11 protein-coding genes, 1 tRNA gene and 2 pseudogenes are annotated in these 14,115 nt (G+C 61.4%); 5 read left to right on the top strand and 9 right to left on the bottom strand.

Annotated elements, in window-relative coordinates:
* Positions 1-158: 158 nt before the first annotated feature.
* Complete coding sequence (locus ACF8R3_RS01480) at positions 159-356, top strand: hypothetical protein (protein WP_078477827.1); 198 nt, start codon at positions 159-161, stop codon at positions 354-356.
* A gap of 74 nt (positions 357-430) precedes the next feature.
* Here the strand turns inward: ACF8R3_RS01480 and ACF8R3_RS01475 are convergent.
* Positions 431-2,532 (bottom strand): annotated as a pseudogene (locus ACF8R3_RS01475) (TonB-dependent receptor).
* 460 nt (positions 2,533-2,992) lie between these two features.
* Between ACF8R3_RS01475 and ACF8R3_RS01470 the strand changes: the two are divergent.
* A complete protein-coding gene (locus tag ACF8R3_RS01470; RefSeq protein ID WP_078477829.1) occupies positions 2,993-4,312 on the top strand; it encodes an OprD family porin in 1,320 nt (439 codons plus the stop codon).
* A 69-nt stretch (positions 4,313-4,381) separates the two neighbouring features.
* Here the strand turns inward: ACF8R3_RS01470 and ACF8R3_RS01465 are convergent, their stop codons facing one another.
* Together ACF8R3_RS01465 and ACF8R3_RS01460 are read right to left on the bottom strand one after the other, a co-directional pair.
* Positions 4,382-5,749 carry an ATP-binding protein gene (locus ACF8R3_RS01465; protein WP_392514702.1) on the bottom strand — a complete coding sequence of 456 codons (1,368 nt, stop codon included), beginning with the start codon at positions 5,747-5,749 and terminating at the stop codon, positions 4,382-4,384.
* Between the two features lies 1 nt (position 5,750).
* Complete coding sequence (locus ACF8R3_RS01460; RefSeq protein WP_392514701.1) at positions 5,751-6,473, bottom strand: response regulator; 723 nt, start codon at positions 6,471-6,473, stop codon at positions 5,751-5,753.
* A 140-nt stretch (positions 6,474-6,613) separates the two neighbouring features.
* On the opposite strand from ACF8R3_RS01460, the gene ACF8R3_RS01455 reads away from it, so the two are divergent.
* Complete coding sequence (locus ACF8R3_RS01455; protein WP_392514699.1) at positions 6,614-8,911, top strand: TonB-dependent siderophore receptor; 2,298 nt, start codon at positions 6,614-6,616, stop codon at positions 8,909-8,911.
* Between the two features lie 72 nt (positions 8,912-8,983).
* Here the strand turns inward: ACF8R3_RS01455 and ACF8R3_RS01450 are convergent, their stop codons facing one another.
* A complete protein-coding gene (locus ACF8R3_RS01450; protein ID WP_023535792.1) occupies positions 8,984-9,190 on the bottom strand; it encodes a DUF3079 domain-containing protein in 207 nt (68 codons plus the stop codon).
* Positions 9,191-9,527: 337 nt separating this feature from the next.
* Between ACF8R3_RS01450 and ACF8R3_RS01445 the strand changes: the two genes are divergently transcribed.
* Positions 9,528-10,340 carry an alpha/beta fold hydrolase gene (locus ACF8R3_RS01445; protein WP_392514697.1) on the top strand — a complete coding sequence of 271 codons (813 nt, stop codon included), beginning with the start codon at positions 9,528-9,530 and terminating at the stop codon, positions 10,338-10,340.
* Positions 10,333-11,490, top strand: coding sequence for a HAMP domain-containing sensor histidine kinase (locus ACF8R3_RS01440; RefSeq protein ID WP_058638932.1), 1,158 nt, complete (start codon positions 10,333-10,335; stop codon positions 11,488-11,490). Before ACF8R3_RS01445 ends, ACF8R3_RS01440 begins: the two co-directional genes overlap by 8 nt.
* Positions 11,491-11,787: 297 nt before the next feature.
* On the opposite strand, the gene ACF8R3_RS01435 is transcribed toward ACF8R3_RS01440, so the two are convergent.
* The 5 genes and pseudogenes from ACF8R3_RS01435 to ACF8R3_RS01415 all read right to left on the bottom strand — a co-directional run bounded on the left by ACF8R3_RS01435 (position 11,788) and on the right by ACF8R3_RS01415 (position 13,876).
* The gene (locus tag ACF8R3_RS01435; protein ID WP_058638931.1) at positions 11,788-12,234 is read right to left on the bottom strand and encodes a type II toxin-antitoxin system HicB family antitoxin; all 447 of its coding nucleotides are present in this window, start codon (positions 12,232-12,234) and stop codon (positions 11,788-11,790) included.
* An 87-nt stretch (positions 12,235-12,321) separates the two neighbouring features.
* Positions 12,322-12,504: a type II toxin-antitoxin system HicA family toxin gene (locus ACF8R3_RS01430; RefSeq protein WP_196121395.1), complete on the bottom strand. Its 183-nt coding sequence runs from the start codon at positions 12,502-12,504 to the stop codon at positions 12,322-12,324.
* Positions 12,505-13,089: 585 nt separating this feature from the next.
* A pseudogene (locus ACF8R3_RS01425) lies at positions 13,090-13,290 on the bottom strand (integrase); the annotation flags it as partial.
* Positions 13,291-13,453: 163 nt separating this feature from the next.
* Positions 13,454-13,529: transfer RNA gene (locus ACF8R3_RS01420), tRNA-Thr, on the bottom strand.
* Positions 13,530-13,627: 98 nt separating this feature from the next.
* Positions 13,628-13,876, bottom strand: a complete 249-nt coding sequence (locus ACF8R3_RS01415) for a hypothetical protein (protein ID WP_078477836.1) — start codon at positions 13,874-13,876, stop codon at positions 13,628-13,630.
* Positions 13,877-14,115: the final 239 nt, after the last annotated feature.

The following is a 14,115-nucleotide window of genomic DNA, read 5'->3' as shown; positions in this document are numbered from 1 at the left end:
AGGGTGTACGCTCGCTTCCCAGCCCGGCGACGCCTGGCACGTGTAGTGGCATAGCTTTTGTATTGTTTTTCAAACAGATAGCCCGGTGTCATCGGGTTGTCTGCTTGTAACACTACTTGCGTAGGTTAGCTGCTCACGGGCCAGGAGTACGTGTAGAAATGAATGCAGCAAGTGAGTCGGCATTGCGCCCATTGGCACTAGACCATGCATCGCTCGAGCGTTTGGCGAAGTGGTTGAAGCACCATGGAAGCAGCAGGGTCAGGACGACCGACCCACGACGGCTACTTGCCGGGCGTTACCCCGAAGGGCTGATCAGCGAGGCTGAGCTTCATGCGTTGATGGCGGTGTGGCGTTAGCCGCGATCCAACGTTCCTCAAACCCTGTAGCACACCGGCAGGGGCAGCCTCGCAAAGGCTGCCCCTGTTGACGTTCAGAAGCTGTAGGTGCCTGTGACGACCAGGCTGCGCGGGTCGCCGACCTGGATCTGCGCTGCACTGGTCGCCGAACTGTAGTAAGTCCGGTCGGCAATGTTGCTCAGCGCCGCCCGCACGCCCCACTCCTGGGTGCGGTACCCGGCCAGCGCATCCCAGCGGCCATAACCTGGCAGGACCGTGGTGTTCTGGTTGTCGGCATACCGCTGACCGACCAGCGTCAGGCCTGTTTCTGCGTACCAGCCCAGTTCTGGCTTCCAGGTGACGAACAGGCTGGCGTTACGCTTGGCCACGTCATTGATCCGGTTACCCTGCTGGCCATTGCTGTCCTTGACGATCGTGGCATCTTGCAGACCAACCCCGCCACGCACGTACCAGTTGCCAACCACATTGCCCATGGCGGTCAACTCGATGCCGCGCGAGCGCTGCAGGCCACTGAGCAAGGTGACTTCCGGGTCAAGCGGGTCGCGGGTACGACGGTTGTACAGCTCGAGCTCATAGACCGCCAGGGTGGTGGTCAGGCGTTGGTCGAACCAGTCGCTCTTCACGCCAACCTCCTTTTGCCGCGTCAGCTCGGGTGCTGTCTCGTTGCTGTTGCCCGGTGCGCCCGGCGTTATACCGATCAGGCCACCGCCTACTGGCGAGAAGGTCTTGCTCCATGACGCATAGAACGAGTGGTTCTGCCACGGGGTATACACCACCCCGATGCGAGGGCTGGTGGTTCGGCTGCTCTGTTTTTCGGACAGGCTGCGCACCTTGTTGGTGGTCTGAACGTCGAATTCATCGAAACGCACGCCTGCCAGCAACTGCCATTGATCGTTCAGGCGAAGCTGGTCTTGCAGGTACAGGCCTCGGCTTTGCACCACGGTGTGGTTATTGCTCGACATCACCATGCGACCGTTGTGCTGCCTGCTCCGGTCAGGGTCGTACAGGTCCACGGGCGGCACGGGCCTGCCGCCGGCGTTTGCCGCAGCCGCGGTGTACAAAGTGGGGTCGCGGCGTTGGCTGCCGAATTCCAGGCCCAGCAGTAGCGTGTGCCCTAGGCCCAGTGTGTCGAAGGTGCCTTCGGCTTCCAGGGTATTGAACAGGTTGCGGGTGTTCAGGTCCTGCTGCCAGCGCTGGCGCGTCACTGTGCCATTGCTGGGGTTGTAGGCGGTGGGGTAGGTGTTGTCGAATTCGCTGTCGAGCTTGAACAGGCTCAGGGTATGACGCAGTTGCCACGCATCGTTGAGCTCGTAGTTCAGGCGTGACCGCAAGGACTGCGCCCGGTCATCGATGAAGTCACGCTGTGTATCGCCGTAGGTCGTGCTGCGGCTGACATTCGCGGGGCGACCATCGACGCCGGGGATACCGCGGTCCGGCGTGCGGTTGAAGCGGCTGTACTCGTATTGCACCAGCCAGTTCAGCCGGCGTGACCTGCCAGCTGACCGAGGGTGCGAACAGCTGGCGGCTACCGTCGACACCGTCACGGAAACTGTTGTTGTCCTGGTTGCCCATGTTCAGGCGCAGGCTGACCGTGTCGCTGGGGTCTGCGCTGAGGTCGGCATACAGGCTGCGCAGGTCCTCGCTGCCTGCCTGTGCCTCCAGGGTAGAACGACGGCCTGCCTCGGGCGCCTTGCTGATGCGGTTGACGATACCCCCCCTGGCCGCCCCGCCCATACAGCACGGCCGCAGGGCCTTTGAGCACATCGACCCGTTCGATGCTGTGCAGGTCGCGGATGTACTGGCTGTCATCACGCACGCCGTCCAGGTAGAAGTCATTGCCGGCTTCGAAGCCGCGAATGCGCACGCTATCGAAGCGCGTGTCGGCACCACTGCTGACGTTGGGGATACCTTCGAGCGCCTTGCCCAACGTGTTGCTGCCGTAGTCCAGCACCTGCGAGGTCTTGACCGTATCCACCGCCTGCGGCACGGCGCGTACGGCGGTGGCGGTTCGGGTCGCAGTACTGACTTCACGCACCCGCGGGCTGTCTTTGTCCCGCTCGCTGTCGGCGGTGACGGACAGCTCAGGCAGTGTGGTAGTAGCGGCGCTTGTGGGGCTGGCAGCCAGCAGGCATGAAATGGAGAGCGTGATAGGAGCGAGGCGAGAAGGGGCAGGCATGACGCGCGTTTGACCGGGCAGTAATGAAGGCGCGAATGATAATTGGTGCTATTTGCTAACGCTCGCCTATTATGGTTTCTGGATTTTTACGTTTCTATCACTTTGTGACTAGTCAGAATGGGGACCTAAGTGAACTTGTCGCCTTGATCAAGATGAGTTTTCAATACCGAGAAGGAATATCCTCCTACAGCTTTAGTTCTAAAGGAAATGCCTCATGAACGCTCGGTTTTTAGTTATATCAACCTGAATTTCACGTTTTTTTGACATTTGTAATCGCACGCCGCTAGGATTCGGCCACGCCTGCTGGCCAATCCGTTTGGCCATGCTGTTGCCAGGGCCGGCCGCGTTTACCGGCAAAGGGCCTTCTGGCAGAACCTGCATAGCGTCGAACCTACGAAGGGGCGTTGGTTCATGGCGTCATTACGCAGCGCGTTTTCGATCAAGAAATAAGGAAAATAACATGTTGAATACCAGGATCAGCCTGGTCGCCCTGGCGATGATCGCCGCGACCCAGGCCCAGGCCAATGACCAGGCCGCCAGCAACGGCTTCATCGAGGACAGCCACGCCAACGTCCTTCTGCGCAACGCCTACATCAACCGTGACAAGAAGCACGGCACCGATGACCAGATCGAGTGGGGCCAGGCATTCATCGGCAACTTCTCGTCCGGCTTCACCCAAGGCACCGTCGGTGTCGGCGTCGATGCATTCGGCCTGTACGCCTTGCGCCTGGACGGCGGCAAGGGCCACAACGGTGGCGGCGGCGTCGACTTCTTCAAGCCGCACGACACCACCAATGCCGATGGCAATGCCCGTTCGCCGCACAACCTGGCCCGTGCCGGTGCTGCCGTGAAGTTCCGCATTTCCAACACCGTGCTCAAGTACGGTGACCAGATGCCTGCACTGCCAGTGCTCCAGTACGACGATGCGCGCCTGCTGCCGGAAAGCTTCACCGGCACCCTGATCACCTCCAAGGAAATCGAAGGCCTGGAGCTGAACGCCGGTCGCTTCACCCAGGAAGCGCGCAAGAGCGCCGAACGCCGTGATGGCGGTGGCCTGAAGTCGATCAACGTGTTGGGCGGTAGCTACAAGTTCAACGACAACTTCACTGCGTCGCTGTACACCGCCGACACCGAAGACGTGATGAAGAAGCACTACCTGGGCCTGAACTACGTCTACGCCATCGCCGACGATCAGTCCCTGACCCTGGACTTCAACGGCTACAAGTCGAGCATCGACAACAAGTACGTGCGTGAAGCGGGCCTGAACGGTGACTCGAACACCATCTGGAGCCTGGCTGCTACCTACGCCTACGGCGCCCACTCGTTCACCCTCGCTCACCAGCGCAGCACCGGTAGCACCGGCTACAACTACGGCTGGTACCAGAACCAGGGCGGCGTGGGTGACGGTGGCTCGACCATCTTCCTGGCCAACTCTTACTGGTCCGACTTCAATGCCGAGGACGAGCGTTCCTGGCAGCTGGGCTATGGCCTGGACTTCGGTGCCTACGGCATTCCTGGCCTGACCTATAAGTTGGCCTACGTGGTGGGTGACAACATCAATACCCGCAACGTCGCCAACCCACAGGGCTTCGGCGAAGGCAAGGAGCGCGAGATCTTCAACCAGATCCGCTACGTGGTCCAGGAAGGCCCGGCCAAGGACCTGTCGGTCAAGCTGCGCAGCTCGTTCCTGCGCACCAACAATGCCGTGCGCCAGAACGGTTACAACGACGACGGCAACGAAGTCCGCGTATTCGTCGAGTACCCGATCAGCATCTTCTGATCCGGTCACCCACGCAGGCCACCTTCGCACCGCGTGCGCCGGTGGCCTGAGCCCACGGGCTGCCCACGTCTAGACAGGCAGCTCGATGGTCACGCGCAACCCGCCCCCCTCACGGTTGTGCATCCGCAACGCCCCCCCATGACTGGTCATGATCCGCTCGACGATACTCAGCCCGAGCCCATACCCGCCGAATGCCTGGTTACGCGAACGCTCGCCACGTACGAACGGTTCGGTGACGGTCGCCAGCAGGTGCGGCGCAATGCCTGGGCCTCGATCCTCGACGTGAACCAGCACCCGTGGCCCTACGCGCTCCACCGACACACTCACCTGACTGGCATAACGCAATGCATTGACCAGCAGGTTTTGCAGACAACGCTGCACCATCAGGGCATCGACGCTCACTACCCCGCCATGACCGAGCACAGGGATGGGCTCATCGGCAGTAGCCAGCTCCGCACACTGGCGTACAACCAGGCGATCAATGTCGACCGGCTGCAGGTTTTGCTGCTCGCCCGCACGCAGGTAGTCCAGCACCTGGCCGATCATGTCGTCCATCTGGGCAATGTTCTGCCGCAACCGCTTCCGGTGTTCGTCATCGGGCATGCGCTCCAGGCGCAGGCGCATGCGCGTCAACGGGGTGCGCAGGTCATGGGAGACGGCGGCGAGAAAGTAAGCCTTGTCGTTGACCATGGCGATCAGGCGCTGCTGCATGGCGTTGAAGGCCTGCGCGGCCTGACGAACCTCGTCGGGGCCGTCGAGCGCCAGCGGCGGTTGTTCTAGGTTGCTGCCCAGCGCCAGCGCTGCATCCGCCAGGCGGCGCAGCGGACGCAGGCACAGGCGCACGGCGATCAGGCACACCACCAGCACGGCGACAATGCGCAGCGCGTACACCCGCAACAGGTAGTCGCTGATCAGCAGCCAGGCGGACTCGCCGCTCCAGCCTTGCAGTTCCTGCCCGTCGATGGTCAACCAATGCCCGTCTGCCAACGGCACCGCAAACTGAAGGTGGGCCTGGGCCGTGCGCAGGCCGAACAGGCTGCGCCAGACGATCGGCTGGCCCAGTTCGTCGGTCAACTGCACCTTCATCAAATGCACCTGCGGCTCACGGCCAAGCTCGTATTTCAGTGCCTGGTGAAGCAGCAACTCGACCCGTTTGCGCCCGCGCCGTTCGTCCTGCTGCGGTGAGGGCAGCTGCTCGGCGCAGCGTAGTTGGTAATGGGCCGGCACCTTGAGCACGCCGGCATGACAGCTGGCCTGCTGGATGAGCGGGGCGCTGCGCGCCGCAATCAAGCGCACGGGGGCTTCGAACACCTGGGCGAAGCGCACATCGAACCAGATGCTGCTGGACATCAACTGGATGGCCAACGTGCCGCCTACCATGATCAGCATCAGCTGCCCGAACAGCGTGCGCGGCCACAGTCGGCGAGCCCAGCGCATGTCAGGCCGTGGCCTGGCTCTGAGCAATGCTCAGCAGATAACCTTCATTGCGGATGGTGAGGATCTGCGCCACATCGCCGGGCGCATGGCGCAAGTGCTGGCGCAGGCGGCTGACGCACATGTCGACCGAGCGGTCGTCTGGCAGGTGGTCGCGGCTGAAGGCACTGCGCGTCAACTGGTCGCGAGACACCACACGGTTGTTGGCTTCGAGCAATTCGCGCAGCACCCGGTAGTCGGAGCGCGGCAGGGTCAAGGTTTGCCCATCGGGGCGCGTCAGCAGGCGCTTGATGTGTTCCAGGCGAAAGCCTGCAAAGACATGTGCTTGGACCTGAGTCGGTTCCTGTACGGCAGCCTCCAGCCGGTGGGGCCTGCGCAGCACGGCCTTGATCCGGGCAATGAGTTCCCGGGGTTCGAAAGGCTTGGCCAGGTAATCGTCGGCCCCCACTTCCAGGCCGATGATGCGGTCCAGTGCGCTGCCCTTGGCCGACAGCATGATCACCGCCAGCCCTGGCTGGGCCTGCAACTGACGGCACAGGCTCAGGCCATCTTCACCGGGCAGCATCAGGTCCAGCACCACGAGGTCCACCTTTTGCCGCGCCAAGTGCTCGTGCATCTGCTTGCCGTCGGTAGCCGCCAGTGCGGCATAGCCTGCGTCGCTTAGGTAATCGCACAGCAGCTCGCGAATCTCGTCGTCGTCATCAACAACCAGCAGGGTTGTGCTCATCTGAAAAAACACCTGTGAGGCGGGCGTCGTTAGCGCCCATTACGTTGCATTACATCCCCGTACATGTCGGGTGTAGAGCCCGGAGGGCTGATCCCTAGAATCCTAACAAAAAATCATCTGCAAATACGAAGCCTTCCCAAATGAATCCCTCAAGCATCGCCAACACCTTCACCGCGTTCACCTGTGGCGGCACCCGCCTCAAGCCCATCGCCCTCTTCGTCGGCCTTGCCATCAGCGGTGGCGTCATGGCCGCCGACAGCGCACCCTTGGTACTCGATGCCACGCAAATCGAAGACAGCGCCCTGCTGCCCCAGGACGATGCCGGCCAGCTGGGCTACACCGTCGAACGCACGCGCAGCTCCACCGGCCTGGCGCTGACCCCGCGGCAAACGCCACAGTCGGTCACCACCATCACCCGCCAGCAGATGGATGATCGCGCCATCCACAGCATCGAGCAGGCGCTGGAAACCACCCCAGGGGTGACCGCCAGCAAATCCGAAGTGGGCGGACGCACCGATTACCGTGCCCGTGGCTACTCCATCACCAACTGGAAAATCGATGGCCTCCAGGCACCCGGCGCGTCGGACTTCAGCGGTAGCGGCAACGCCCTGAACATGGACCTCTACGAGCGCATCGACATCGTGCGCGGTGCCAACGGCTTGCTCGGCGGAACCGGCGACCCATCCGCCACCATCGACCTGATTCGCAAGGCACCCACCCGCACCTTCGGCGGCAGCGCGTACGCTACCTACGGCAGCTGGGACAAACGCCGCCTGGGCGCCGACCTGAACCTGCCGCTGTCCGAAGACGGCCGCCTGCGCTCGCGTTTCGTGGTGACCCAGCAGGACGCCAACTCGTTCCGCGACTACCAGTCCGACCGTTCACGCGCAGCCCTGGCCAACTTCGAGTTCGACCTGGACGATGCCACCACCGTAGGCGCCGGCTACCAGTACGAGTACAACAAGGTGGTGGGCGGTGGTTGGGGCGCCAACATCCCCATCTGGTACCGCGACGGCAGCAAGACCGACCTGCCACGCAGCGCCAACCTGGTTCCGAGCTGGAGCTTTGGCGAATACACCACCCGCACCGCCTTCGGCTCGCTGGTGCACCGCTTCGACAACGACTGGTCGCTGGACCTGAAAGCGTCCCAGAGCACCACCGATGCCCTCAACCATCGAGGCCTGGGTAAGGTCAACTCAGCAGGGCGCGGCCGGTTCGGCGGCTACTGGAATCAGGACGGCAGCGGCGCGGTGCTCAACGGCCTGCACAGCTCTAGCGACACCACCCAGCAGTCTGCGCAGATCGACCTGTCCGGCCCGTTCCAATTGTTCGGCCGTACTCACCAGGCCATGGTCGGCTACAACGACAGCCGTAGCGTGCAGTGGTCGCCGGAGTACCGCTGCAGCATGGTTGGCGGCGGCAAGATCACCGATCCGGTAGTCGGCTGCCAGTTCCGCGCCAACAATGGTCTGCCCATCAGCGATTGGCGCAATGGCGTGGACGGGGACTATGACCTGCTGGCTTCGCAGACCGGCAAGCACAGCAAGACCACCACTCGCCTGCAGGGCATGTACGCCGCGACCCGCCTGAGCATCACCGACCCGTTGTCGGTGATCCTGGGCGTGCGCACCACCGACTACTCGGCCATCACCCGCAGCGTGAATGCCGTGCGCACCAGCCAGGAAGAAAACGGCGTCGTGACCCCCTACCTGGGCGCAGTGTACGACCTGAACGACACCTACTCGCTGTACGCCAGCTACACCGACATCTTCAACCCGCAAACCCAGGAAACCAGCGCTGGCAGCCGGGTCGAGCCGATCCGTGGGCAAAGCTACGAGACGGGCATCAAGGGCGCCTGGTTCGACGGTCGCCTGAACGCCTCTGCGGCGTACTTCCGCACCAAACAGGAAAACAAGGCGGTATTGGACGGCGGCCTGTCCACCCCGACCGGTGGCGATGCCTACAAAGCAGGCTCAGGCCAGGAAACCGACGGCATCGATCTGGAAATCGCCGGCGCCCTGACGCCGGACTGGAACGTGTACGCCGGCTACACCTACCTGCACTTCCGCCGCGTTGACAGCGACGGGCGCAGCGACCCTTCGCACCTGTTCAAAGCCTCCACCACCTACCACCTCAGCGGCCCACTCGACCGCCTGACCGTAGGCGCCGGCGTTACCGCACAGTCCAATATCCGCGCCATATCCAGCCCGGCGGGCCAGCCTGTCAACGGCGTGAGCAGCGGCGCCACCGACGTGAACTGGTCCGGCTACGCCATCTGGAACGCCATGGCCAAGTACCAGGTGACCGACGACACCAGCGTGACCCTCAATGCCAACAACCTGTTCGACAAGCACTACTACACCCGCTACGGGTTCTATGCAGGGGCCGTGTACGGTGACCCGCGCAGCTTGTCGCTGACCGTCAACACCACCTTCTGATCCACGTCCCAAGGACGAACACCTCACCAGCGCTGAGCTGGTGAGGTGCTTCATGCAGGGCTGAAGGGGCGTTCAGAGGGTGGGGGGCTTCGCGTTATCCACAGCGGGCGGCTCGAACCGGTCATCGAAACTGTCCCAGTCCTCGCCGAACAGCTCCATCGGGTGCATGGTCCGGTCGGCACCATTACCGCAGGCCAGCGCCTTGGCTGGGCAATACAGATCGCAGCCCCAGCAAATGCGCTCGGGGTGGCTGGGGTGCTTCGGGAATTTCTTGGCCATGAGGGGCCTCCGGCAAGCAGTACATGACCTGAGCCTAACCCTCCTGGCTCTGTTCGGGTTGACCGAAGTCAAGCACCAGCCAGGGGCATCCGGATCATCACCAGACCCTTTGGCCCCAGAAAACAGGCAGAAACTTCTACGTCGCTTGCCTATATAGCGTAAGGTGGGCGTCCCGATCCGTGAACTGTTTCTGCACAAAACCCCACTAAGCACTTAGCGGGGCGCTGACGCGTTGCTCAACGGCACCTACCCGAAGGGCTTCTCTCAACTATTCTCAGCAAGGACTTGAACGGATCGTGACAGCTCAGCATGACGTTGAACGGTATTCGGGAGAGGTATGACCCTGCAAAAACGTAACAACGTCCAGGTAGCCGGAGCGGGTGACGTGACCCTCGTTCTGTCCCATGGCTTTGGCTGCGACCAATCCATGTGGCGGCTGCTACTGCCGCACTTTCTCGAACGCTTCCGGGTCGTTACATACGACTTGGTCGGGGCAGGGCGCTCGGATCTCAGTGCCTACAAGCGCGACAAGTACGCCACGCTGTGGGGCTATGCCAGCGACCTCAACGAAATCATCGACGAATACGCCCAAGGCGCGGTCATCGTGGTCGCCCACTCGGTCAGCGCCATGATCACTGCACTGGCCGAACGCCAGCGGCCGGGCCGCCTGATGGGGCTGGTCATGGTGGGCGGTTCGCCCTGTTATGTGGACGACGAGGCCTACACCGGCGGTTTCACCCCCGATGAAGTGCACGACCTGCTGACCACCCTCGACGAAAACTACCTGGGCTGGTCCAGCTCCATGGCCCCAGTGCTGATGGGCACCCCCGGCCAGCCGGCCCTGGAAGAGGAGCTGGCCAGCAGTTTCAGCCGCACCGACGCCCAGATCGCCCGGCATTTCGCCCGCGTGATCTTTTTGTCCGACCACCGCAAGGACGTGACGGGCCTGCAACTGCCTACCCTGATCGTGCAATGCACGGGCGACCCCGTGGTGCCTGTGGCGGTGGGTAAATACCTCAACACCGTCATGCCGAGCAGCCAGCTGAGCATCATCGAGAACATGGGCCACTACCCCCAGCTGAGCGCGTCAGGCGCTTGTGCTGCCGAGATGGACCAGTTCTTCACCCACCTTGGCCTCGACCATGGATAACAAGGAGTTGTTGTCTACCCAGGCCTTCTTCGAGCACGCGCCCTGTGCCCTGGTGGTGATGGCGCCCGACGGCACCCTGGTGCGCTGCAACCAGACCCTGGCCGACTGGCTGGGATACGACAGCGCCACCCTGCACGCGATGAGTTTCGACCAACTGCTGCCCGCCGATGGCCGCGTGTTCCTGCTGACCCACTGGGGCCCACTGCTGAACATGCAAGGGTCCATCTCCGAAGTGAAGATTGCCCTGCGCCACAGCGACGGCCGCAAGCTGCCCATGCTGCTCAGCGGCGTACGCCGCGAAAGCGATGACGGCATTCGCTACCACCTGGCGCTGTTCAGCGCCCTCGAAAGCACCAGCAGCGGCAAGGCCGCCCTGGAAGCCATGCAACGCGCCGAAGAAATGCTGGCGCAGAAGATAGAAGCCGAAAGCGCCCTGCAACGCGCCCAGGCCGAACTCGCCGCCGCCTACCAGGAGGTGCAGCGCCGCGCCGTTTTCTCCGAACAGATGGTCGCCATCGCCAGCCACGACCTGAAGAACCCCCTGACCGCCATCCAGATGGCCGCGTCCATGCTCAAGCGCGACCTACCCAACGACCGTGCGCGGCGGTTACTGGCCGGCATCGACAACTCGACTGAGCGCGCGCTGCGCATGATCGTCGACCTGCTCGACTTCGCCTCGGTCAGGCTCGGCCCCGGCATGACCATCCGCCGCGAGCGAGTGGACCTGGTACGTGCCGTGGATTATTCGATAAGTGAGCTGAAGGTGGCCTTCCCTGACGCACAGATTCGGCACTACGCCCGCGGCCGACGCGTGGTGCAGGTCGACCCGGATCGGTTGCAGCAGTTGATTGGCAACCTGGTGGCCAATGGCGTGGCCTATGGCGACCTTCGCTACCCCATCACCCTGACAACGGACTTCTCGGATGACGGGGCGGTGGTGAGTGTGCATAACCATGGTGCTGCGATCGATGACGCGCTGCTGCCCACGTTGTTCGAGCCGATGACCCGAGGCAGCGATTGCCAGGACACGGTGCGGTCGGTGGGGCTGGGGTTGTTTATCGTGAAGAAGATTGCCGAGGCGCATGGGGGGAGTGTGAGCATGTGCTCGGATGAGGTGTTGGGGACACGGTTTGAGGTTTGGTTGGGGTGAGGGGGCTTGGGCAGGTGCGTTCAATGAGCCGGGAATCCTAACCCTTATCTTGCGTAAACGCCGTCCCATACGAGCAATCACCCAACACCGCAGCCAGAACCGAGCGAATCCCAGGGTGGGAGCGGCCTCGCGCCGCGATGAGCTGCACAGCAGCCTCAACAAGGCATTTCAGAAGTTCAATGGATACCCTGTGAGCTCTCAAGTCTCGCAAAGTTGGTTCAGTGCTTCAGTTGCGTTTCTTGCTCGTATACCTAGTCATTATTAGGGCGCCCGTAGGGCGCCCTTAATGTTTTCAAGTCATACTGTCTTTCTGGTTTTTAAAGCGTCTATGCCTTCGTTTAAGTTTTTCGCCAGCTCATGCAGCGCCGCCGCGGCTAAAAATCCTGATCTGGACGCATAAGAGCTGTCTTCTTTCACGCGATCATCTATGCGTTTGAGGAGACCTTCTGGTAAAGACGCGTTAAAGCGAACCGACTTCCCATAGTAGGGGGTGACGTCGAATTCTACGAAAGCCCAGATGCCATCGGCATAAGCCGGGTCCTTCCTATGAAGTTCGATGTTTTGAGGTTGCGGCAGAGGCTCTCCATCTTCTACCAAACCTTCAAAGTGCATCTCTAACGCAAGTTGGACTTCGCTCAATGCTTCATCGATCGTTTCGCCAGCAGAGAAGCAGCCCGGTACGTCTGGAACTGTCACTCCGTAATCGGAATCTTCATCTTTGTGCAAAACAACTGGGTATTTCATTTTAAACATCCCTCCGAAAAAGTTCGGCGATTCGATTTCACTATTGCTAACAGCAAGCTTACGATCTACCAGCAAGTGTAAAGCCGGTCAGAGACCGGCTTGCTTCCAGATGTTTCGAAGCGTCCCGATTGCCACATCTTTACTCGGATGAGGAACCGTAACCCGTCCCTTCTTGGTTGGATGCTTGAACTGCTGGTGGCTCCCATCAGTCCCTTTAACTCTGACCCAACCGTCATCCTTTAGCCGCTTGATGATGTCTCGGCTGTGCACGGGTACCTCCTCAAAGCTTGCCGCAGATGTGTGTATACCACACAACGATTCAGAGGATTGTACACACCAGTACACAATGTCTAAGATCCGATAACCCAACGCTTGTTCCCCACAGCAGGGGATGAGCTCGCATCGACCCTAGTTGCATACGCTTCACCTCCGTTTGCTAATCCTCGACCCCCCGTATCCTGCCCAGAATGCTGAGTGTTATCAGGGATGGCCCCTGCGAATTGTGGGGGATGTCCTCTAGCCTGAGGCTGGCGGCTCCTGACGTCCTGGAGCGAGGGCATCTCCATAATCTGGCCTGTTGAAGCCGTTAAAGGTGGGCGGGTAGAGGCTGCATTGGCTGACGAGACCAGTGCTGCGAGATCCTGAGTCGGATGAAATGCAGCAATGCGATGACCAGGGCATGCCCGACTGTTAGTCAGGTGCACTCCATCCCTTGGTCTGCGGAGCCATCCCCTACATCGCTGCTGCTGGAGCCATTGGCGTCTGTCACGCCTATGTCAGGAGTGAAGTTGCCGCAAAACCGAATGCGATAAGGGCTGCAGCACTGTCAAGAGCGCCCGTCTCTTCCCAGTGAAACAGACGGATCACTGGATAACTGCTTAGGGCAGTCAGGCCTTCTCGGCCATCGGGTTTCACGTACCTGAGCCGCCCGCCTTTGCGGCCGTTGGGTTGCACAAGCAGGTCAAGACCGCCCCCATCGAAGAGCTTGTACTCGCGCTTTCTGGGATTTGCCGTGCGACAGGGGGTACCGGTAGGTGGGGCAGTTTTGCGGGCCACAAGGATAGTCTCCGATATCGAAACGGACCTCTACCCTTAAAACTAGCCTTATTAGCGCTGGCTATTCCCGGAATTCGACGGAACGCCAAAACGAAAAAACCCGCCAAAAGGCGGGTTTTTCGTGAATTCCAGAGATTTTGAAACCCTTCTCTGAAACCTTATATGGTGCCGGCACCAGGAATCGAACCCGGGACCTACTGATTACAAGTCAGTTGCTCTACCAGCTGAGCTATACCGGCAATGGGGCGTCATTATAACGATCGTTTGGCGTGTGTAAACCACTTCCTTGCGATTGTTTGAAAATGACCTAAGTCACCGACCCAAAAGGGGAATTTTCTTACCAGCCGCGGTGGATGGTGGTGACGCTTGGCTCGGTCTTGCCGGGGTTGAAGAACAGCTTGTCGTTGTCGCAGCCGCGCTTGCGGCAGGTGTTGTCGGCGCGCAGGGGCAGGCCTCGGTCGCCGCCCAGCTGCATGCCGGGGTGGTTCCAGCCGAGGTTGCCGGGGGCGGGGTGCGAGGGGGCGCTGGCGCAGGCGGTGAGGGCCAGGGCGAAGGCGAGCAGGGCGAGGGGCTTGGCTTGGGTCACGAGAGTCAGGTCCGTTGTCGAATCTGGCGCAACGCCAGATGGCCGCAGGGCTGGCAGGCAGCGCGCGACGTCACTTTTTAATGATTTGGGGGGCGCATGATACACGGTTGTGGGGGCGGGGATTAGGGGTGGGATGTTGCGGTGTGTGTGTAGGGGGGGATATGTGGTTTGGGGTGGGAGTTTTGGGGCCGCTCTGCGGCCCATCGCGGCGCGAGGCCGCTCCCACATGGGGATGAGCT

Origin of the sequence: Pseudomonas sp. FYR_7 (genome assembly GCF_043106155.1) — a bacterium.
Lineage (GTDB): Bacteria > Pseudomonadota > Gammaproteobacteria > Pseudomonadales > Pseudomonadaceae > Aquipseudomonas > Aquipseudomonas parafulva_B.
The sequence above is the reverse complement of the archived record's forward strand: the minus strand, read 5'-3'. Positions and strand labels throughout refer to the sequence as shown.